This is a genomic window from Sorangium aterium (assembly GCF_028368935.1).
Classification (GTDB): Bacteria; Myxococcota_A; Polyangia; order Polyangiales; family Polyangiaceae; genus Sorangium; species Sorangium atrum.
Window position 1 is genome coordinate 701,926 of the sequence record NZ_JAQNDK010000004.1, and the last position, 20,527, is coordinate 722,452.

Sequence of the window (20,527 nt, forward strand, 5' to 3'; positions counted from 1 at the left end):
CGTCTACGGCCTATCGTTGACGACCACGACCACGACCACGACTACGACTACGTAAACGTTCGGACGTAGGAGAACGCAGGGCGAAGCTTCGTTCACGCCTGCGCGGAGGAGGCGGCGGGGGTCAGTCCTCGTCGGCCTCGGCCTTGAAGCCGCTCTCCTTGATCACCTTGTCCTGCACCATCGGCGGGCAGACCTCCAGGTGCTCGACGTTCATCGTGAACGTGCCTTTGCCCTGGGTCATGCTCTTCAGCTTCGACTCGTACTCGAGCACCTCGGCGAGCGGGACGAACGCGTTCACGATCGTCTGGCTCTCGACCGAGTCCGTGCCGATGATCCTCCCGCGGCGGCTGTTGATGTCGCCGATGATGTCGCCCATCGCGACGCTCGGCACCGTCACCGAGAGCCGCACGATGGGCTCGAGCAGCACCGGCGCGCACTGCGCGGCGGCCGCCTTGAAGGCCTTGCTGCCCGCCATCTGGAACGCCGCGTCCGAGGAGTCGACGTCGTGGTACTTGCCGTCGAAGAGCCGCACCTTGACGTCGATCATCGGGTAGCCGGCCAGGACGCCCTTCGACATCGACTTGACGATGCCCTTCTCGACCGAGGGGATGAACTGCCGCGGCACGACGCCGCCCACGACCGCGTCCTCGAAGACGAAGCCGCCGCCACGCGGCAAAGGCTCCATGTCGATGTAGCAGACGCCGAACTGGCCATGTCCGCCGGTCTGCTTCTTGTGCTTGCCCTCGATGTTCGTGGCCTTCTTCGAGATCGTCTCCTTGTAGGCGATGTGCGGCGGGCCGAGCCGACAGTCGACCCCGACGCGCCGGCGGATGCGCTCCACCGTGATCTCCAGGTGCAGGGCGCCGAGGCCCGAGACGACGAGCTCGCGGGTCGACGCGTCCTGGTGCACGCTGAGCCCCGGGTCCTCCTCGGTCAGCCGGTAGAGCGCGTTGCCGACCTTGTCCTCGCCGCCCTTGGCATCGAACCGCACGCCGCGCGAGAAGAGGGCCGGCGGCAGCTCCGGCGCGGAGAGCAGGAACGCGTGCTTCTCGTCCGAGAGCGTGTGCCCGCTCAGCGTGGCCTTCAGCTTGTGCAGCGCCACGATGTCCCCGGCGCGCGCCTCGTCCACCTGCTTGTGGTCCTTGCCGACCACGCTGTGGATCTTGCCGAGCCGCTCCGAGCCGCCCGTGCTCGCGTTGAGCATCGTGGCGTCGGGCCGGAGCACGCCGGAGAGCACGCGCACGAACGAGGTGCGGCCGGCGTGCGGATCGATCGAGGTCTTGAAGACGAACGCCGCCGCCGGGGCCTCCGCCGACGACGGCCGCTCCGCGGCCTGCGGCGCGGCGCCGGGCTTGCCGCTCGGGACGACGCCGCTCCAGGCCGGGTGCTCGGTCGGCGGCGGCACGAGCTCGACGATGCCGTCGAGCAGCGCGGCGACGCCGCTCGGGCGGACCCCGGAGGCGAAATAGACCGGGATCAGCGTCCCCCGGCGGACCGCGGCGCGGAGCCCTTGGTCGAGCTCCTCCTGCGTGAGATCTCCCTCGGTCAGGTACCGCTCGGTGAGCTCGTCGTCGCTGCCGGCGACGTCGTCGACGAGCTTCCCCCGGGCCTTCTCGACGGCGCCCGCGGCGTCGGCCGGCACGGGAGAGCCCGCGGCCGCGGCGGGCGCCTCGGGCTTGTCGAGCCAGGCCTTCTTCGTCCGGATCGCGACGACCCCCCGGTGCTGGAGCCCCTCGCCGACGCGCTCCTCCATCACCGCGAGCGGCGCCTTGAGGCGCGCGCGGACCTCGGCGAGCACCTCGTCGGGGCGGGCGTTCTCGGCGTCGACCTTCGTCACGACGATCATGCACGGCAGCTTTGCGTCCCTCACCCAGCCGAAGACGCGCTCGGTGATCGGCTGCACGCCGTCCTTGCCGCTCACGACGAGGATGGCCGCGTCGACCGCCGCGAGGGCGAGCCGCGTCTCGGCGAGGAAGCTCCCCTCGCCCGGCGTGTCGACGAGGTTGACCTTCTTCCCCGCCCAGGAGAGGTGCGCGACGCTCGCCTCGAACGAGCAAACGTGCTCTTTTTCCTCGGCGGTCTCGTCGAGGACACTCGACTTGTCGTCCACCTTGCCGAGCTTGGCCGTCGCCTTGGCGACGTACAGCATGGCCTCGGCAAGCGATGTCTTCCCAGCCCCCTTGTGTCCGATGATTGCAACGTTCCTGATGTCCCCTGCCTCAGTCGTTGTCATCCCTCGTTCGTACCAATCCCCGTCGAGATCGAGAAGGCCGGCACGCGATTTTTGCGGCGCTTTCCTCGAGGCAGGAGGTCAGCGAAGCCGGGCAGCGCGTCGCTCACCCGAGCTCTGCCGCGACGCGCTGCGGCGTGCTCCGGTGATTTGCGCTTGTCCGGCGCTGCCTGAGTGGAGCGCTCGCCCGGGAGCTCGGCGCACGAAATGAGCACTCTCCGCCTCGCACTCCAGATGGTCCTCGGTATCGCGCTGCCGTTCGTGCTGCAGCGCTGGGACCGACGGCGGCTCACGCCCGAGCAGCGGGAAGCTTGCTGGAACGGAGCGACCTGGGGCGCGGCCCTCTATGCGTTCGGCCCGCTGTCCATGCTCGGGTGGTGCTGGGTCACGCGCGGCGTCCAGCACGGGCGGCCGGGGGCGCGTGGAACACGCGGAACAGCGCGCTTCCGCGCGCTGAAGGCGCTCGGGCTCGGCGCGGCGTCCGCCGTAGCGCTCGTCCTGATCCTGAGCGGCGTCGATTATCTGGTCGCGCTCGCATTGGGGCTCCCGCCGTGAGCTGCGTGGGTGGCACATGAAACGCATGGGGGCGGTGTCGATGGCTCGATGGCGCATGACAGGTGCCGCTGATGCCGCTCATGGAGAGGGCTGCAGGCCGGCCGGCCGGCCAGCTGGCCGGCCAGCCAGCTGCTCCAAAATGCGTGAAGAACGGACATTTTCGTGCGCGGGTGTCACTAGACGACACGTCATGGACGCGATAGCAGCACTCTGAGTCTGCTATTCAGGGGACAGGCTTTTACTCTGTCCGCGGAGCTCGCGGACACACACCGAGGCAGTGCGTTGACGTCGCTGAAGCCCAGAGGAGAGGATCGCGCGGCTGCGCGGGAGCGGACCGACGCGTGGACCGACGCTGAACGTGCGCCTCGGGCGGCCGAGGGCGGCCCGAGGTGGCAGGAGATCGTCGCCGGCAGGTACGCGGTGGAGACCCGGATCGGCGCCGGCGGCGTGGGCGTCGTCCAGCTCGCCACCGATCGCCTGTCGGGCCAGCGCGTCGCGCTCAAGCGCGTCGATCCGAGGCTCGTCGAGAACAGGCACGCCGTCGATCGGCTGCTCCGCGGCGCCCGCGCCGCGCGCGCGCTCAAGGGCAGGTACGTCGCGCGGATCCTCGACGTCGGGGTCGAAGGTGGCGCGCCGTTCGTGGTCAGCGAGTACCTGGAGGGCTCCGACGTCACGAGCTACCTGCGGCGCCGCGGGCCGATCCGGGTCAGGGAGGCGGTGAAGTACCTCCTGCAGATCTGCGAGGCGGTCGCCGAGGCGCACGGCCTCGGGATCCTCCACCGGGACATCAAGCCCGAGAACCTCTTTCTCAGCTTCGGCGACGGCGCCCCGAGCGTGAAGGTCCTCGACTTCGGGGTGTCGGCCGTCGCGTGCGGCGTCGAGAGCGAGGGGCCGAACGCCGCCTCGGGCGCCATGCGGACATCGCTGCTCTTCATGGCGCCGGAGCAGATGCGCTCGGCGGGCGGCATCGACGAGCGCGCCGACATCTGGTCGATCGGCGCGGTCGCCTACGCGCTGCTCTGCGGGGCGAGCCCGTTCGATGCGCCGACCGAGCTCGAGATCTGCACCAAGGTCCTGACCGAGCCGCCCGCGCCCTTTCCGGCGGGCGTCGAGCCCCCGGAGCTGCGGGCGCTCCTGCTGCGCTGCCTCGCCAAGGACCCCGAGGCGCGCCCCCCGGACGTCGCGAAGCTCGCGTTCGCGCTCGCGCGCTTCGGGGGCGAGGGCGCGGAGGACGCGGCCGAGCGCGTGTGGGAGGCGCTCCGGGCGGACGAGACCGTCCGCATGGCGACGCCTGCCCCGGCGCCGGTGGAGGACGAGTGGGAGGCCGACACGCTGGCGGACCTGCCGAGGATGTCGCCCGACGATCTCTTGAGCGACCTCGAGACGACGGCCAAGTGGGAAGCTCCCGGAGGCCCCCGTCTGTCCGACGTCACGCTGGTGTCGCACGCGGGAGCGGCGTGGGACGGCGGCGATCAGCTCCGGGCGAGCCGCACTCCGCCCCCGCCGGTCCTGACGGTGAAACCGCCGGAGCGCCGCTCCGATCCCCAGGCGAGCGGGCCAGTGCAGCGGCCGACTGCCGAGGACACGCCGGTTCCGCTCGGCCGCAAGGTCGTGCACCGCGTCAGCGATGGTGCGGCGCCTCGCGTCACGCCGGGGCTCACGGCGCGCGCGCAGGCCGAGACCGATGCGGAGCGGCTCACGGTGGTGCGCCGGGGGCCGTCGCCGTGGCCCCGGCGGCTCGCGATCGCGTTCGCGCTGTTCGGGATGCTCGCGGGCATCGGCGGCGTGTGGCTCGTGCAGATGCGCACGCTCGACGGGGGTGGGAGCGCGCTTCCCGCGGCGAAGGGGCTGGCGAAGCGCGCGGTCCAGGAGGCGCGCTCGTCGGTGGTGGCAGGGCGGCCGAGCGCGGCCGTCCCTGCGGCGCCCGAGCCCTCGCCCGAGCTCCCGGCGGCCGAGCCCCCCGAGGCCGAGCTGATTCCCGCGAGCGCCGCGGGCCCCGACAGCGAGGCGCCGCGGGTGGCGCAAGCGCGGGGGGCCCGGCTCGACGCGCGGCGCCCCGAGGTCATCTACGACGAGGTCGAGCGCGAGCGGCGCCGGCGGCGCGAGAAGCTCGAGCGCGAGCGGGCGTGGCGCGATGCGACCACCCGCGCGCGGCAAGAGCGCGACGCGTCCCGGCGCGAGCCGCCGCGGCCCGAGGAGGGCGCGCGTGAGCCGGCGCAGCCCGCCGAGGGCGTGCGCGAGCCGCAGCAGCCCGCGGAGGGCGACGGCGCGCAGCGACCCCAGGCGGGCGACGGCGGGTGACGTCCGCGGCCCGGCGGTCTGCCTGCCTGGTATAAGGCGGCCCGTGCCAGGGATGAGTCGAGGAGGTTGCGCGCTCGCCCGCGCGGCGTGCGCCGCGCTCGCCGTGTCGGCGGCGGTCGGTGCGCCTGTGCGCCCTGCGAGCGCCGCGCCGCGGGTCGCGCAGCAGGCGCCGCGGGTCGCGCCGGAGCACCTGCCGTACGGCGCGGAGGGGTGGGCCGTGTCGGGCTGGGGCGGCGTGCGCGGCGTGACGATCGGGCCGATCGAGAACCTGCGGCACCCGGGCCGCGGCTACGGCACCGCGGCGAGCGGGCGGGCGATGGATGAGGCGGTGGCCATGGGCGCGACCTGGGTCAGCCTGACGCCGTTCGGCCGCGTGGGGGACGGCAAGGGCACGGGCGTCGATCTCGTCTTCGAGGCGCCGTTCGAGGAGAACCGGCGCAACGTGCTCGCGGCGATCGCGCAGGCGCACGCGCGCGGGCTCAAGGTGCTGCTCGTCCCGCACCTCTGGGTCGAGAGCGGCGAGTGGCGGGCCCTGATCGATCCCGGGGACGACGCCGGCTGGGCGCGCTGGGCCGAGTCGTACCGCCGGTTCCTGCTCACGTGGGCCGCGGTCGCGCGCGAGGGAGGCGCGGAGATGCTCAGCGTGGGCGTCGAGCTGCGGAGCTGGGTGACGACGCCGCGGGCGGCGAGCTTCCTGCCGATCATCGAGGCGGTGCGCCGCGTGTACCCGGGGCTGCTCACCTACTCGGCGAACTGGGACGACGTCGAGCACACGCTGATCTTCGACGCGCTCGACCTCATCGGCATCAACGCGTTCTACCCGCTGGCGGAGCGGGAGGGCGCGTCGTTCGAGGAGCTCTTGCGCGGGGGGCGCAAGGTGGCGGCCGGGGTGGACGCCGTGGCGCGCGCGTGGGGCAAGCCGATCCTGCTGACGGAGATCGGCTACACCACGCGGCGCGATCCCGCCGTGCGCCCGTGGGAGTGGCCCGATCGCATGAAGGACGTGGTGGTCGATCAGCGCTCGCAGGCCGAGGCCTACGCCGCGGTGATCGCGCCGTTCCTCGACGCACGCACGTGCGCCGGGTTCTTCGTCTGGCGGCTCTACGCCGATCCGGACGACGTCTCGCAAGAGGCCGAGTGGGGCTTCTCGCCGAGGGGCAAGCTCGCGGAGCTCGTGCTGCGCGACGCCTTCGCCGCCCGCTGGGCCGCCGACGGCCCCCGGCTGCCGGGCGACGCGCTCGGCAGGCACCGCGCGCGCACCCCGGGGCTCTTCGGATGGGAGCTCGATCCCGACGAGCCCGGGAGCCTGTTCCCGTAGCTGGGCAATCCGGAGCTCCCGGGCCTGCCCGGGAGGCGGCCGGACCCGGGCGCTGCGGCTCCCGTCGAGGCTGCGCCGCGCGCAGCCTCAGGCGTGCGCGCTTTCCAGGCCCTTCAGGCTCGACAGCGCCGCCTGCGCGATGGCCATCTGTCGCTCGAGCTCCGCGGGCGACGCCGGGGTCTCCAGGATCAGCGCCGCGTCGTCAGGGACGTGGGCGGCGATCCGCTGGAACGCGTGCGCCGCGCCCTGGCTCAGGGCGTCGTGGCGGCTCCCCGCGTTCACCTCGCTCACGTGGAGCTGCTTCAGGCGTGTCCTGTGCTCCCGTACGAGGAAATGGGCCTCGGTCATCGTGCGATCGACCTGGTGCGCATGGCCGATATCGAAGCAGAACGACGCGTCCGGCAGCGCGTCGAAGAAGGGCCCGAGCTCCTCCACGGTGCGGCCCGTCCGCTTTCGCTTATCCATGTTCTCGAGCGCGAGGAAGCCGCCGAGCTGCCGGAAGGTGCCGAGATCATGGACGGTGTCGGGGTGGAGGACGATGAGCCATCCCAGCGCGGCCACCTCCGCCATGGCGTCGGCGACGGCGCGCTCCTCCGCCGCGTCGAAGCGGCTCGGAGCGTGGAACGAGACGTAGTCGTACCGCGACAGGTCGAGCGAGCCGAGGAGCCGGAGCAGCGGCTTGAGCTCCGAGATCCGCAGCGCGGAGAGCTCCACGGCGGTCGCCGAGCTCCCTTCGAGCATCGAGAGCGCCCGCTCGACGTCGCTGAGGGCGAGCGCCCCTGTCGAGTAGCCCACGGGTCGCATCAGAACACCCCATAGGTCTGGAGGAGCTTGCGGAGCTCCTCGTCTTCCTTGAAGAAGAGCCGGTCGAGTCCGCCCTGGAACTCACGCCCGATGTCCCGCACCCGCTTGAAGGTCGGGTCGCTGCCCAGCTGATCGTCCAGCGGCAGCTGCTTCAGCCGGCCGCGCTCCTCTTCGTTCGAGAGGAGCGCGAGGAAAGCGTCGTAGCTGTCGAACAGCGTGCGCGCCGTCTCCGCGGAGATCGAGGGCCGGAGCAGCACCTCGGCCAGGCTCTCCAGGGGCGTCACCCGGATGCGCTCTCGCAGGAAGCGCACGAGCGCCGGCGTCGAGAGCCGCTCGCCGTCGTCGGTCAACGTCGTCCGATCCTTGCAGAACAGCTCGAAGCCGAAGCAGGTGAGGAGCCCGCTCACGAAGATGAGCTTCCGCGACATCCTGAGCTTCGCGTTGCGGAGCGCCCAGCCCGAGCTGCGCTCCCGCTGCTTGTAGACGAAATCGACGGCGACCGTGCGCCAGTACCGGACGATGTCGTTCAGGAGGAACATCGGGAGGATCTCGCGCTTGCTGCCGTAGCGCAGCCCGCGGTCGTCTTCCACGTACCGTGAGAGCACGAGCCTGAGCACCCGCTCGTGGGCGTCCGGCTGGCCGATCGCGAGCGACTCGAGGAGCAGCAGGATGCGCTGGGTCGTGTTCTTGTTCGTGTCCTCCTGCCCGCCGATCTGGTGGAGGATCGGGTGGCTGAAGGCCACGTTGCCGAACACGCCCGTCGGGCCCGGCTCATGGAACTTCGCTTCCTTCAGGATCCTCGTGATGGCCTGGGCCTGGCTGAAATGCCCCTCGTCGGCCTGACCGTCGATGAGCAGCGTCCAGTCGAGATCGCTGCCGGTGGTGTACTCGCCCCGCGCCAGCGAGCCGAAGACGACCACGCTCGTGTCGCACGGGATCTGCTCGCGGAGCAGCGCCGCGAGCCGCGCCCGGGTCTCCGCCGAGAGCCGCGCGGCCGCCTCGATGCTCGGCCACGATCGGCCCGTCTTCTCGCCGATCCGCTCGATGGCGCTCCGCGGCGCCGCGCCTTCATCGTTCGTCATCGATCGCACCCTCGATCGCGGGAGCCGTTCATTGAGCGCATCGCATCAGAGCGCGCCGCGGCGCACCGCGTTGCGCGCCTCACGCCCCGCCGTCGCCGGGGAGCGCGAGCCCGAACCACCGGTTCACGAGGTCATGGTGCTCCTCGAGGCGGTCGCGGTAGCGGGGGGTGCCCTCGAGCGCGGCCCGCTCGAAATCGACCCAGTACAGGGCGCCCGTCTTCTCGCCGACGAGCACGTTCCCGAGCTTGACGTCGAGCGGCGCGACGCCGCGAGCGTTCATCGCCCGGACGATCTCCTCGATCCGGCCGCGGTAGGCCTCTCCTCCGCGGCTCGCGAACGCCTCGATCTCTCGCCGATCGCGGTCTGGATCGAACAGCTGGCCGAGCGGCGCGAGGTCGATGTCGAGCACCTTCTCCCCGCGCTCGGCGACCTGATGTTGCAGCGTCCGTCCGCGCACGTAGTCGAGGTAAAGGGTGCGCGTGGCGAGGCTGAGATCGCGAATCCTCGGGACGTTGGGGAGGTCGCGAAGGCGGAAGAGCGAGGCTGCTTCGTTGTAGAAGAAGAGACCCAGCAGGGCGAAGAGGTGGGCCTGGAGCGGCGCGTTCTGCGGCTGGCCGATGAAGCGCTTGCGGACGCAGACGTAGCCGTTGCGCAGCACGACGTGCAGCCGGTAGCGCAGGCGCGGCATCTTCTCGCTGCGCCGGTTGAAGAAGGCCACGTCGGCCGGGTGGACCGCGAAGGCGAAGCCGTCCTGATCGAGCTCCGCGAGCACCCTGTCCCCCGGGCCGAGCTCGGCGACCGATGGGATCTCGCTCGGGGTCACGGCGTCGGGCACGGGGAGCGGGTTCTCGGCGAGCCGGCGCGCAAGGAGCGCTCTGACCGTCTCGAGCCGCACGGCGAGCAGCCTCGTCGCGGCGTCCATGCCGGGCACGCGGCGCATGCCTTCGTCAAGGGCGCGCCGAAGCTCAGGGTTCATGCCCGTCTAGTAGCCGCTTCCGCTCGGCAAATCAAAAGGTGAGGTGACGGCGAGGCGAGGTGGTACGCTGATCCAGCGACCTTGGGCGCGCGTCGATGAACGTTGGCGTGCGTCGGCGAGCGTGGACGAACGTGGACGCGCGTCGACGAACGTGGACGCGCGCCAGACGCCAAGACCGCCGGCGTGCCGGGTGGGCGTTTGGCAGCGCGTGGGGTGATGGTGGGTGCGGTTTGCGCTTCAACAGGAGACCCGATTCGGGTAGCAAGCCTTCATGGGGAATTCGACGCTGCGGATCGTCCATGTCGTGAGCAGCCTGAACGGCGGAGGCATGGAGCATTTCGTGCTGCGCCTCGCCGAGGCGCAGCGGCGCCACGGCCACGACGCCTCCATCCTCGCGCTGCGCGGCGGTCCGCTGGCGGAGCTGGCGCGGCAGCGGACGCTGCCGACCACGGTGCTGGGCGGGCGTCTCCCCAAGCGGCTCGCGCACGCGGCCCTCTCCTTCGGGCGCTCCCGGCCGCACGTCGTCCACGCGCACAACCCCACTGCGCTCCACTACGCCACGATCGGCAAGCTCCTTACGCGCGCGCGGCTCGTCTTCACCGATCACGCCCAGACCCGCGGGATCATCCGCGTTCCGTCGCGCTTCGAGTGGCGTGAAACGGACGCTGTCGTCGGCTGTTCGCAGGACACGGCAAACAAGAGCGGCGCGGTCGGCGTGGCCAGCAACATCTCTGTCATTCACAACGGGATCGACATCACCCCGGCCAAGCGGACGCGCGACGAGGTGCGCGCCGAGCTCGGCCTTGGCCCGGACGTGTTCGTCGGCATCATGCCCGCCGCGTTCCATCCGGTGAAGGCGCACGACGTGCTGCTCCGGGCGCTCGCGCGGCTCCGGGAGCGGGGCGTCGCGGTCACGGTGCTCGTCGTCGGCGACGGCGACGAGCGCGATCGCATCCACGGGCTCGCGAGGGAGCTCGGGGTCCACGGCGCCGAGGCGCGCTTCCTCGGCTTCCGCAAGGACGTGCCCGATCTGCTCGTCGCCGCCGATTTCTTCACGCTGCCCTCGCGCGACGAGGGGCTGCCGCTCGCCGTCCTCGAGGCCATGGCGCGCGGCCTCCCTGTCGTGGTGACGCCGGTCGGCGGGGTCCCGGAGGTGGTGCGGCACGAGGAGCACGGCCTGATCGTCCCCGTGGACGGGCACGACGCCCTCGCGGACGCGATCGAGCGGCTCGCGAGCGATCCCGCGCTGGGGCGGCGGCTCGGCGAGGCGGGGCACGTCCGGGTGCGCGACGACTTCTCGTTCGAGAAGATGACGCGCAAATACGAGCAACTCTATTTCCGCCTCACGTGACAGGCGAGCGCGCGATGAAGGTACTGGTCTTCACCCATCATTACCCTTCCACGCGGCTGCCGACGATGGCGCCGTACAGCTATCACACGTACAGGGCGCTCGCGCGCCGCTGCGAGCTCCGGCTCGTGGCCCCGATCCCCTGGTGGACGCGCGCGCGCGGGGCGTCACGGGAGCTCTTCGGCGGCACGCGCGAGGCGCACACCGGCATCGACGCGCTGTTCCCCACGTACTGGTCGATCCCGGGGCTGCCGAGCCTGCACGCGCAGGCGCTCCGCGCATCGCTCCGGCGCACGATGGCGGGGCTGCGGCGCGAGTTCCCGTACGACGCGATCCTGGCCGCGTGGGCCTATCCCGACACCGTCGCCGCGGAGGCGTTCGCGCGGGAGGCGGGGGTGCCTGTCGTCACGACGGTGCTCGGCAGCGACATCAACGAGCAGCCGAGGAACGCCGCGCTGCGGGCCCAGATCGCGCCGGCGCTCCAGCGCTGCGCCCGGGTGGTCGCGGTGAGCGGGGCGCTCGGAGAGCGCCTGGTCGAGCTCGGGGTGCCGCGGGAGCGCGTCGTGGTGCAGCACAACGCGGTCGATGGCGCGCGGTTCGCGATCCGGGATCGGGCCGAGCCGCGGCGGCGCTTCGGCGTCCCGGCGGACGCGAAGGTGGTGCTGTACGCCGGTTATCACGTGCCCGAGAAGGGCGTGGACGTCCTCGTGGACGCGATGGCGCACCTCGACCGGGCGGGCCGCCGCGACATTCACCTGATGATGGTGGGCGGTGGCGAGCTGCTCGAGCCGCTGCGCGCGAAGGTGAGCGCGCTCGGCCTGGGCGATCGCGTGCGGCTGTTCGGCTGGGCGCTGCCCGTCGAGATCCCGGACTACATGGCCGCGTGCGACGTGTTCTGCCTGCCGAGCCGCCGCGAGGGCTGCCCGAACGTCGTCCTGGAGGCGCTCGCCTCGGGCCGCCCCGTCGTCGGAACCCGTGTCGGCGGAGTGCCGGAGCTCGTCCGCGAAGGGCACGGGGGCAATGGCCTCCTCGTCCCTCCCGGCGATCCCGGGGCGCTCGGGGCCGCGTTGACGCGAGCGATGGACACGGCATGGGAGCCGGAGGCCCTGCGGGGCAGCGTGGGGGCTCTGTCATGGGACGTCGTGGGGGAGCGCTATCACGCGCTCCTGAAAGAGGTCCTCAGCGAACAGAGCGGTCGCGGGCCGGGCTGAGGCGCTGTCAGCTGCCCGATCCGCGCGACGGACACCAACGTGAACGTGAACGTGAACGTGAACGTGAACGTGAACGTGAACGTGAACGTGAACGTGGTCGTGGTCGTGGTCGTTCACGGCCTACCGTTGACGACCACGACCACGACCACGTTCACGTTCACGACCACGTAAACGTTCACGACCACGACCACGACCACGTAAACGTTCACGACCACGTAAACGTTCGGATGTAGGAGAACGCGGCGCGAAGCGTGGTTAACGCTATGCGCCTCGGGCCTACGGTGTTGTCGGAGGGGGGACTGGTCGCGTCAGCTCGCGCAGGGCGGCGGCTTCAGGCGGTGATCCCTGTAGTCACCGGGATTGCCCGTCTTTCCCTCGAGCGCGGCGATCGCGATATTGTACATCTCCCGCGCGGTCACGTAGTGGAGCACCCACTCCTTGCCATCGTTGTAACGGGTGGTGAGCTCCCGGTGCAGCGCGTGGCCCCCGGCGCCGAGCAGCGACTCCGCCTGTTCCTCGGGCGCGCCGTGCGTGTAGACCTTGACGAACACCCACTCGGGCCTCCCCTCGACGTGGATGTTCTGATCCACCCACGTCTTCACCCGGTCCGGCGTCGGCGGATCGACCGCCTGGAGCGCGCCGTACTCCATCCGCATCCGCACCCGGCTCCCCCGGCGTGTCAGCGCGAGCGCGAGCGGGCCCTCGATCATCAGGATCCTGTCCTCCAGCACCTCGCCGACCTTGGCCCGCGCCCCCACGGCGTGGGCGCTCCGGCGCGCCAGGTTGCCCGTCGGCCAGTAGATCTGGTTCACGATGGAGTGCTGCGACTCGTCGGGTGCCGACGGGAACGTGTAGTCGGCATAGCAGCCCGTCTCGAAGAGGAGCGGGAGCTCCGCGTCGACTCCGCAGTTCCGCGAGTCCCGCCCGGAGTTCGCCAGGCACCAGTTGCCGTGGATGAACCCGTAACGCATGCGCCCGTCCGGGTCGCGCGAGAAATGCCCGTGCTTCCCCAGGATGTCCAGGTACCTGAGGATGTCCGCGCGCAGGTTCTCCTCCGTGTCGTTGTGGTGGTGCAGGTGCAGCTCCACCTCGCCGAAGCCGCTGCGCGTGAGGTCCGCCAGCGCGTCGAGCCACCCGGGCGTGTACTGCTCCCCCGGAAAGAAGAAGCTGTGACGCGGGTGCCGGCCGTCCGCGTCGCGGTACGCGCCGGCCATCTCGGGATACCCCTTCGACCACGCCCTCACCCGCGCGTCGCCGACCTCCGGTGTGGCGTTCTCCCACCCTGGCTCCCAGTGATCGCAGACCGCGAAGAGCAGGTGCCGCGGACCGAGCGGACGCGGAGCACGGGCGTTCTCGATCCTCTGCCGGGCGTAGCCGCCGAGCCAGTTGTGGAGGTTCTTGTTCTTGAGATACTGGAGCTTCGCCTGGAGTGTTCCGATCATGTGCTCTCTCGACCGCGACGCGTTGGACCGGCGGCCGCCGCGGAGGAACGGATACTAACCTGGCCCCCCCGGGCGTAGCCATAGCCGCCTCGGGGCCGCGCAGCGATCAGGATCACGTCGCGGTCTCACGCGACGTCGCGCGGAGCGCGGCCCACCTGCCTCCCGGACGGCGCGCGTAAGGCAGGGCCCGCGCCGCGATCGTGCTCGCCACGTTCGTCCCCCGTGAGGCGCGCGCGACGCCGTCCTCGTCCCGCAAGCTGCGAGCGCACACGGCCCGCCCGCCCCCACGGCAAGGGATGCGCAGAGGCCATGGAAGCTCGAGCACACCCCCAGCAGAGCCCGAGCGGCCGTCCCGTACAGCCTCCGTACAGCGAACCCGTACGGTATGCATCGTGTCTTCAATTTTTGCATCTGGCTGTTCGTTGCGCTACCCCGCCTTGCCGAGCGAGGATGGGCTGTGAGGGGGACAAATCGCCCCACCTGTGGCGGTTTGTGCCGCCCAGTCTGTCAGCCGAGCACCCACCGTTGTGTCTACGGTGAGCATCCGCACCGGAGCCGCGCTGGCACGACGCCTGCTCTGGGGGGTGCGGACCGCAGCCATCACTGATAAGGAGCCAGGCATGATGTCGACCACGATGACGCCGAGCGAAGAGATGGTCTCCCTCCCGCGGAGGGCCTCCCTCGAGTCACCAGCTTCCATGACCGAGGCGTGCGAGCTAGCCCGGCGGCTCGTGGACATGATCGAGCGCCTCAGGATGTGCACCCCGGAGGGGGATGAGGCGCAGGCGCTCCGCATTGCGGAGGGGATGGCACGGAGCGTCGCGGATATCGTGACCGACGCCATGGGCAGCCGGCGCCCTCACGTCGCCTAGCCGCGCAAACACGCCGGCCGGGGCGCCGAGGCCCGAGGGGGTGCCGCCCCAGCCGTGGATCGCGAAACCGAGACCAGCATGAGCCACAAGCGCAAAGGATTGCGCCCGGGGGATCCGTACCCGCTGGGCGCGACATGGGACGGTATTGGAACGCAGTTCGCCCTCTTTTCGGAGAACGCCGAGGCGGTGGATCTGTGCCTCGTCGACGATGAGGGGAACGAGCAACGCCTGCCGATGCGTCACCGCACCTCCCTCGTCTGGCACGTCTACGTGCCGGAGGTCGGGCCCGGGCAGAAATACGCGTATCGCGTGCACGGCCCGTGGGCGCCGGAGCGGGGGTTGCGCTTCAACCCGCGGGTGCGCCTGCTCGATCCGTACGCGAAGGCGCTCGCCTCGCGGGTCCAGTGGGACGCGGGCGCGTTCGCCCACCGGAGCGGCGAGCCCGACGGCGACCTCGCCATGGCCGAGGGGGAGGCGCTCGGCGCCCCGCTCGGCGTCGTCATCGACCCGTCCTTCGACTGGGGCGGGGACCGGCGCCCGTACGTGCCGTTCCACCGCAGCGTCATCTACGAGGCGCACGTCCGCGGCCTGACGATGCAACACCCGGAGATCCCCGAGGAGCTCCGCGGGACCTACCTTGGCATCGCCCACCCGGCCATCATCGGATACCTGCGGTATCTCGGCATCACGGCCATCGAGCTCCTGCCCGTGCACGCCTTCGTGCACGAGAAATTCCTGCTCGACAAGGGGCTCCGGAACTACTGGGGATACCACTCGATAGGCTTCTTCGCGCCGGACGTCGGGTACCGCGCAGGCGCCGAGGTGGCGTCGGAGGTGCGTCAGTTCAAGGAGATGGTGAAGGCGCTCCACGCCGCCGGCATCGAGGTCATCCTCGATGTCGTCTACAACCACACGGCGGAGGGCAACCACCTGGGCCCGACGCTGAGCCTGCGCGGCATCGACAACCCGACCTACTACCGCCTCGTCCCTGGCAACGAGCGCTACTATTTCGACTACACGGGCACGGGGAACACCCTCAACGTGCGTCACCCGCAGACGCTCCAGCTGATCATGGACTCCTTGCGGTACTGGGTCCTCGAGATGCACGTGGACGGGTTCCGCTTCGACCTCGCGGCGGCGCTGGCGCGCGGCCTCCACGACGTCGACCAGCTCTCGAGCTTCTTCACGATCATCCACCAGGACCCGGTGCTCAGCCAGGTGAAGCTCATCGCCGAGCCCTGGGACGTGGGCCCCGGCGGCTACCAGGTGGGCAATTTCCCGGTGCGCTGGGCGGAGTGGAACGGCCGTTATCGGGACACGCTGCGGGACTTCTGGCGGGGCTCCGGCGGCATCGCCTCCGATCTCGGGTTCCGGATCACGGGGAGCAGCGACCTCTACGAGAACAGCGGGCGCAAGCCGTACACGAGCATCAACTTCGTCACGGCCCACGACGGCTTCACCCTGGCGGATCTCGTCTCCTACAACGAGAAGCACAACGAGGCGAACGGGGAGGGGGGCTGCGACGGCGCCGACGACAACCGCTCGTGGAACTGCGGCGTCGAGGGGCCGACCGACGACCCCGAGATCCTGAAGCTGCGGGCGCGGCAGGCGCGGAACATCATGGCGTCGCTCCTGTTCTCGCAGGGGACTCCGATGATCCTCCACGGCGATGAGCGGGGGCGCACGCAGGAGGGGAACAACAACGGCTACTGCCAGGACAGCCCGCTCACGTGGCAGCCGTGGGGCTGGGACGAATCGTCGCGCGCGCTGCTGGAGTTCACGCGCAAATGCCTCCGCATCCGGCACGAGCACCCAGCGCTCAGGCGCTCGATCTTCTTCAAGGGGCGCCCGATCCGCGGCGGCAAGACCTACGATATCCAGTGGTACCGCCCGGACGGGGAGCTCATGACCGACGAGGACTGGTCGAACCCGTTCACGCAGTGCGTCGGCGTGTTCCTGTCGGGAGAGGGGCTCGACGACGTGGACGAGGCGGGCGATCGGCTGGTCGACGACGACTTCGTCCTGCTGCTCAACGCGTCGCCGTGCGACCTGGGCTTCCTCCTCCCCTTCGCCGACGATGCCAGGCCGTGGCAGCTCCTCGTGGACACCCACGACGACGCCGCGGTCGAGACGCGGAGGGGCGGGGAAGAGACGGCGCTGACGTCGCGCTCGCTCAAGCTCTTCCTCCGGAGCAGGCGAGGCGCCTAGTGCGGGGCGCTCAGAACGCGTTGAAGGTGCCGAGGAAGAGGGGGGGGCCGGCGAACGCGGCGTCGAGGAGGGCGGCCGCCTTGGCGCTGCCCACCACGAAGCCCTGGCCCAGGAGATCGCGCGCCGAGGCGGCGCCGAAATAGATCTGCGTGAGCCGCTCGATGGAGAGCGAGAGGCGGTCTCCCGCCGTGCTGCCGGGCGCCGTCTGGACGCCGCGCGCCGCGAAGGTGACGTCGAAGGCGCGCGGCGCGTCCGTGAACACGGGGTCCTCGACGTCGACGCCGATGGCGCCGCGGACGCCGTGCTTCCGCGGCGACGGGTGCAGCGCGAGCGCGGCGGCGACGTCGACGATGCGCCCCATCGCGCCCGCCGCCGTCAGGCCGAGGACGCTGCGCCGCTGCGCCGTGTGCGCGGGCGGGCACAGGCCGGCGGGGTGCCGGGCCGCCGTCTCGTACACGATCGGCTCGTCGCGGATGCCGGGCTCGTCGAGCAGCGGCGCGCCCTGGCCGCGCGGGAGCGTCAGCTCCACGACCTCGTACTGATCGCCGAGCGCGCCGAGGAAGCCGATGAGCCCCCGGTAAGCGCCCGGCGTCGGCGCGTGGAGCTCGCGGACGACCAGCTGCTGGGCGCCGTAGGCGCCGCCCTCCGGGACGTCGAAGAACAGGTAGCCGGCGATCGCCTTGGAGCCCGGATCCACGTAGACGGCGCCGCTCGGAGAGCGCTTGAAGACGCGCACGTCCCACCAGTAGTCGCTCCGCTTCAGCTGCCCCGTCGTGTCGGCCCGCGCGACGTCGTAGGCCTGCTTGATGAGCGGCTCGTCCCGCGGGCGGGAGAAGGCCCGCACGTGGCGGCGCAGCACCGAGTCCGGGAGCCGATCGGGCGAGGTGCGCACGACGTCGCGGAGCTCGCAGACGCCGAAGCCGAACCTCCGGTAGAACGAGAGCCGGAAAGGGTGGAGCAGGGTGAGCGCCTCGCCCCGGCGGCGCATGCGGCGGAGGCTCTCGCGGACGAGCCGATCCGCGATGCCCCGGCGGCGGAACTCCGGGAGCACCGCCACGGACGAGAGGCCCTGGAACGGCACGTCCGCGCCCGCGAAGCTCATCGTCAGGTCGAGCGAGGCGACGTACCCGACGAGCTGGCCGTCGGTCTCCGCGACGATCACGTTGTCGAGGGCGAGGTGCGCGTGCTCGGTGAAATACCGCAGCCACGCCTCTGGATCACCCGCCTGGAACGCGCGGTAGGCGACCGTCGCGAGGGTGCCCTCCTCGCCCTTGCGGGCGCTGCGAAACACGAGCTCATGGTTGGAACGGCTCGGGGTGCGGGCGCGGGCCATGCCGGTCAATCTACCTTGGGAGGCGCGCTCCCTGGGCCCGGCGGCCCGGCGGCGGCCCGGCGGAGCGCTTCGGACATCTCCTCGGCCGATCCGAAGCGGCCGGACGGCTCACGGGCAAGCGCCTTGACGAACCACGCGTCGAGGGCAGGCGTGATCTCGGCGCAACGCTGGCTCGGAGGCGAGAAGGTGCCGATCCGGATGGCGCCGAGGAGGGCCTCGATCCCCTTCTGCTCGAACGGCGGCGCGCCGGTGAGCGCGTGGTAGGCCATGACGCCCACGGACCAGAGATCCGAGCGGCCGTCGACCAGCTTCGGGTTGAAGAACTGCTCCGGGCTCATATAAACGAGGCTGCCGACCACCGCGCCCGTGTTCGTCAGCGTGGTCCCATCCGGGTCGACATCCCCCCTGGCGACCCCGAAATCGAGCAGCTTGACGCAGGTGCCTCCGTCGGTGTCGGCGAGGAAGACGTGCTGTGGCGTGATGTCCCGGTGAATGATGCCGAGCTTGTGCGCGGCGGTGAGCCCCGCGCAGAGCTGCGAGACGAGGGCGAGTGTCTCCTCCAGGGGGAGGCGCCCGGCGCGCGCTAGCAGGTCGGACAGCTCCTCGCCCCGCAGCAGCTCCATCACGATGTACGAGAGGCCGTTGGCGGCGACGCCGTGCTCGTACACCTCGGCCACGTGGGGGCTCTTGATCCTCGTCATGAGCGCGCCTTCGCGGTGGAACCGGGCGACCGCGGTCGCATCGGTCGCGAGCGACGCAGAGATGAACTTGACGGCGACCTCCTTGCCGAGCCCGAGGTGATGCGCCGTCCAGATGCTGCCGACGCCTCCCATCCGGAGGAGGCTGTCGAGCGTCAGGTGCGGCGCTACGTGGGATCCAGGCTCAAGCCGCATAGACAGTCAGTATGAATGATGCTCGCACCAGTGCACGTTTCTCCGGTCTCCGTCCGCCGGGCGGGCGGCCCGCTCAATACAGCCCGTCGGGTGGCCGCCCATCGGACATGAACTTCTTGGCCACAGCCGCGATCCGGCGCGCGGAGAGCTCCCGCCGGACGGGGACGACGTGGGTGAGCAGCGCCGCGAGGTACGCGCCGTCGGGCCGAGGATCGGACGACTCGAGCCGCTCCAGCGCCTCGAGCGTCTTCACGGCGTGCGCCGTGAAAATGGGCCTCACCGCGGCGTCGAACGCGGCGAAGGGGGCGAGCTCGGCGAACGCGCGCCGGCGACCCGCGGCGTCGAGCTCCCGCGCGATCGCGAGCGCCGCGCCGACGTCGCGCGCCTCCACCGCCTGGAGCAGCCCGCCGCCTCGCGCGCGGGTAGCAGCAGTCGTAGCGGACGCCTGCGGCGCGGCGGCGTCCGCTTTGCGGAGCTTGCCGACGAAGCCGGCCGCGAGCACCGCGAGCTGCGCGGCCTCGCGCGGGAGGGCCTCGCGCCCGAGCGCCGCCGCCGCCTCCGCGAAGGTGACGGCGTGGGTGACGTCGAGCACCCCGACCTCGGCGTCGAGGCGCGCTTCCCAGGCCGAGTCGAAGCGCGCGAGGCGGACGGCGGCGGCGTGGCCGATCGCGCCGAGCAGCGCGAGCGGCCCGGCGCCGCGCGCGAGCCAGCGCACCGTCGCCTCGACGGCCGGCTGCTCTCCTGCGAGCACCTCGGCCTCGAAGGCGGCGCGCTCCGCGCCCTCGAGCGGCGCGGCGTCCGGGCGCGTGGCCGCCGCGGCGCCGTCGGGGCCGGGCAGGGCCAGATCGGCGAGGCGCGCGAGCGCGGCGCGCGTGGCGGTGAAGGGGGGCAGGCTCGTGTCGGCGGTCGCCCAGGCGAGCTGCACCGTGGAGGCGGCGAGGACCTCGTCGGCGGCGGACGAGAACCGCTCGGCCAGCTCGAGCGCCTTCGAGAGGAAGATGGCGCCGTGCCCGTAGTCGTACAGGTGCTGCGCGACGAAGGGCATGAGCGCGCGGCGCGCGCCGGCCGTGCCGCGGATCTCGACGAGCTCGCGCATCCGCGCCTCGGCCTCGTCGCGGCGCTCCGCCGCGAGCGCCTCGCTCACCTTCGTCGGCTCGTCGAGCTCGAAGTCGGCGATGCGCGCGAGGGGCGAGCGGGCCCCCACCTTGCCGTGGCCCTTGCCGCGGGGGCCTAGCCGGGTCGACGCCTCGCCGATCGCGTGGGCGGCGACCACGAACGCTTCCTCGGCGGGGATCCTGCCGCGCTCGACCCAGGCGCAGAGGTCCGCGAGCAGGGCGAGGCCGTGATCGAAGCCGTACTCGGCGCGCTCCGCCCCGTCCCTGGCGAGCACCTCGAACGCGAGGTGCAGGCTGCCGAGGCCGGTCTCCCCCCGGTGGAGCCCGAGCGCGCCCAGCCGGAGGCCCTCGCGCAGGGCGCGCGCCGGCTCGTCGCGCACGACGGCCTCCCGCAGGCCGGCGACGAGGCGCCGCACCTCGGCCGCGGTGTCGACGGCCCGGTTGAGCTGTACGCGCCCGTCGTCGATGCGGGTGGCGTAGCGCCGCACGGGCTCGCCGCCGAACGTGCAGGCGCCCGAGGCGAGCTCGAACTTCCAGTTGTGCCACGCGCAGGTCAGCACGCCGTCGCGCAGCGCGCCCTGCGAGAGCGGGTAACCCTGGTGCGGGCAGCGATCGTCGAGCGCGTGGACCTCGCCGCCCCGGAGGACGCAGGCGAAGCGCCGCCCCGCGTCGTCCTTGCGCAGCACGGGCACCTCCGCCGAAAATTCGGAGAGGGGGCCCAGATCGATCCAGTCCGACTTCATGGCTTCTCCGCGCGGCGGTGCGCGCCGCGGTGGGTACGCGGCGCGCGTCGTGAACGCGACGTGCATCGTAGCCGAGAGCGGGGCGGGGAGGGGCCG

General features: G+C 71.6%; 16 protein-coding genes. 8 read left to right on the top strand and 8 right to left on the bottom strand.

Annotated features, from left to right (window positions below):
* Positions 1-121: 121 nt before the first annotated feature.
* Complete coding sequence (fusA, locus tag POL72_RS34045; protein ID WP_272100952.1) at positions 122-2,233, bottom strand: elongation factor G; 2,112 nt, start codon at positions 2,231-2,233, stop codon at positions 122-124.
* 204 nt (positions 2,234-2,437) lie between these two features.
* On the opposite strand from fusA, the gene POL72_RS34050 reads away from it, so the two are divergent.
* The 3 genes from POL72_RS34050 (at position 2,438) to POL72_RS34060 (ending at position 6,404) form a co-directional block, all read left to right on the top strand.
* Positions 2,438-2,785, top strand: a complete 348-nt coding sequence (locus POL72_RS34050) for a transcriptional regulator (protein ID WP_272100953.1) — start codon at positions 2,438-2,440, stop codon at positions 2,783-2,785.
* A 282-nt stretch (positions 2,786-3,067) separates the two neighbouring features.
* Positions 3,068-5,086: a serine/threonine protein kinase gene (locus tag POL72_RS34055; RefSeq protein WP_272100954.1), complete on the top strand. Its 2,019-nt coding sequence runs from the start codon at positions 3,068-3,070 to the stop codon at positions 5,084-5,086.
* 52 nt (positions 5,087-5,138) lie between these two features.
* Entirely contained in the window at positions 5,139-6,404 is a 1,266-nt protein-coding gene (locus tag POL72_RS34060; protein ID WP_272100955.1) for a glycoside hydrolase family 113, read from the top strand.
* An 87-nt stretch (positions 6,405-6,491) separates the two neighbouring features.
* On the opposite strand, the gene POL72_RS34065 is transcribed toward POL72_RS34060, so the two are convergent.
* The 3 genes from POL72_RS34065 to POL72_RS34075 form a co-directional block, all read right to left on the bottom strand.
* Complete coding sequence (locus POL72_RS34065) at positions 6,492-7,199, bottom strand: apurinic/apyrimidinic endonuclease family protein (protein WP_272100956.1); 708 nt, start codon at positions 7,197-7,199, stop codon at positions 6,492-6,494.
* Positions 7,200-7,207: 8 nt separating this feature from the next.
* Positions 7,208-8,290 carry a nucleotidyltransferase domain-containing protein gene (locus tag POL72_RS34070; protein ID WP_272100957.1) on the bottom strand — a complete coding sequence of 361 codons (1,083 nt, stop codon included), beginning with the start codon at positions 8,288-8,290 and terminating at the stop codon, positions 7,208-7,210.
* Positions 8,291-8,369: 79 nt separating this feature from the next.
* Entirely contained in the window at positions 8,370-9,266 is an 897-nt protein-coding gene (locus POL72_RS34075; RefSeq protein ID WP_272100958.1) for a hypothetical protein, read from the bottom strand.
* Positions 9,267-9,537: 271 nt separating this feature from the next.
* Here POL72_RS34075 and POL72_RS34080 point away from each other — a divergent pair, with 271 nt between their 5' ends.
* The 3 genes from POL72_RS34080 to POL72_RS34090 are packed head-to-tail and all read left to right on the top strand — an operon-like array spanning position 9,538 to position 11,996.
* Positions 9,538-10,617, top strand: coding sequence for a glycosyltransferase family 4 protein (locus tag POL72_RS34080; RefSeq protein ID WP_272100959.1), 1,080 nt, complete (start codon positions 9,538-9,540; stop codon positions 10,615-10,617).
* Between the two features lie 14 nt (positions 10,618-10,631).
* A complete protein-coding gene (locus tag POL72_RS34085; protein ID WP_272100960.1) occupies positions 10,632-11,825 on the top strand; it encodes a glycosyltransferase family 4 protein in 1,194 nt (397 codons plus the stop codon).
* A gap of 39 nt (positions 11,826-11,864) precedes the next feature.
* Entirely contained in the window at positions 11,865-11,996 is a 132-nt protein-coding gene (locus tag POL72_RS34090) for a hypothetical protein (RefSeq protein ID WP_272100961.1), read from the top strand.
* Between the two features lie 137 nt (positions 11,997-12,133).
* Here the strand turns inward: POL72_RS34090 and POL72_RS34095 are convergent, their stop codons facing one another.
* Entirely contained in the window at positions 12,134-13,267 is a 1,134-nt protein-coding gene (locus POL72_RS34095; RefSeq protein ID WP_272100962.1) for a hypothetical protein, read from the bottom strand.
* A 620-nt stretch (positions 13,268-13,887) separates the two neighbouring features.
* On the opposite strand from POL72_RS34095, the gene POL72_RS34100 reads away from it, so the two are divergent.
* Complete coding sequence (locus POL72_RS34100; RefSeq protein WP_272100963.1) at positions 13,888-14,139, top strand: hypothetical protein; 252 nt, start codon at positions 13,888-13,890, stop codon at positions 14,137-14,139.
* A 78-nt stretch (positions 14,140-14,217) separates the two neighbouring features.
* Positions 14,218-16,347, top strand: coding sequence for a glycogen debranching protein GlgX (glgX, locus tag POL72_RS34105; RefSeq protein ID WP_272100964.1), 2,130 nt, complete (start codon positions 14,218-14,220; stop codon positions 16,345-16,347).
* Positions 16,348-16,357: 10 nt separating this feature from the next.
* Here the strand turns inward: glgX and POL72_RS34110 are convergent, their stop codons facing one another.
* From POL72_RS34110 to POL72_RS34120, 3 genes are all read right to left on the bottom strand, one after another.
* Positions 16,358-17,680: a GNAT family N-acetyltransferase gene (locus tag POL72_RS34110; RefSeq protein WP_272100965.1), complete on the bottom strand. Its 1,323-nt coding sequence runs from the start codon at positions 17,678-17,680 to the stop codon at positions 16,358-16,360.
* Positions 17,681-17,685: 5 nt separating this feature from the next.
* Positions 17,686-18,573, bottom strand: a complete 888-nt coding sequence (locus POL72_RS34115) for a serine/threonine-protein kinase (RefSeq protein ID WP_272100966.1) — start codon at positions 18,571-18,573, stop codon at positions 17,686-17,688.
* A 73-nt stretch (positions 18,574-18,646) separates the two neighbouring features.
* Entirely contained in the window at positions 18,647-20,431 is a 1,785-nt protein-coding gene (locus POL72_RS34120; RefSeq protein WP_272100967.1) for a Rieske (2Fe-2S) protein, read from the bottom strand.
* Positions 20,432-20,527 lie beyond the last annotated feature (96 nt).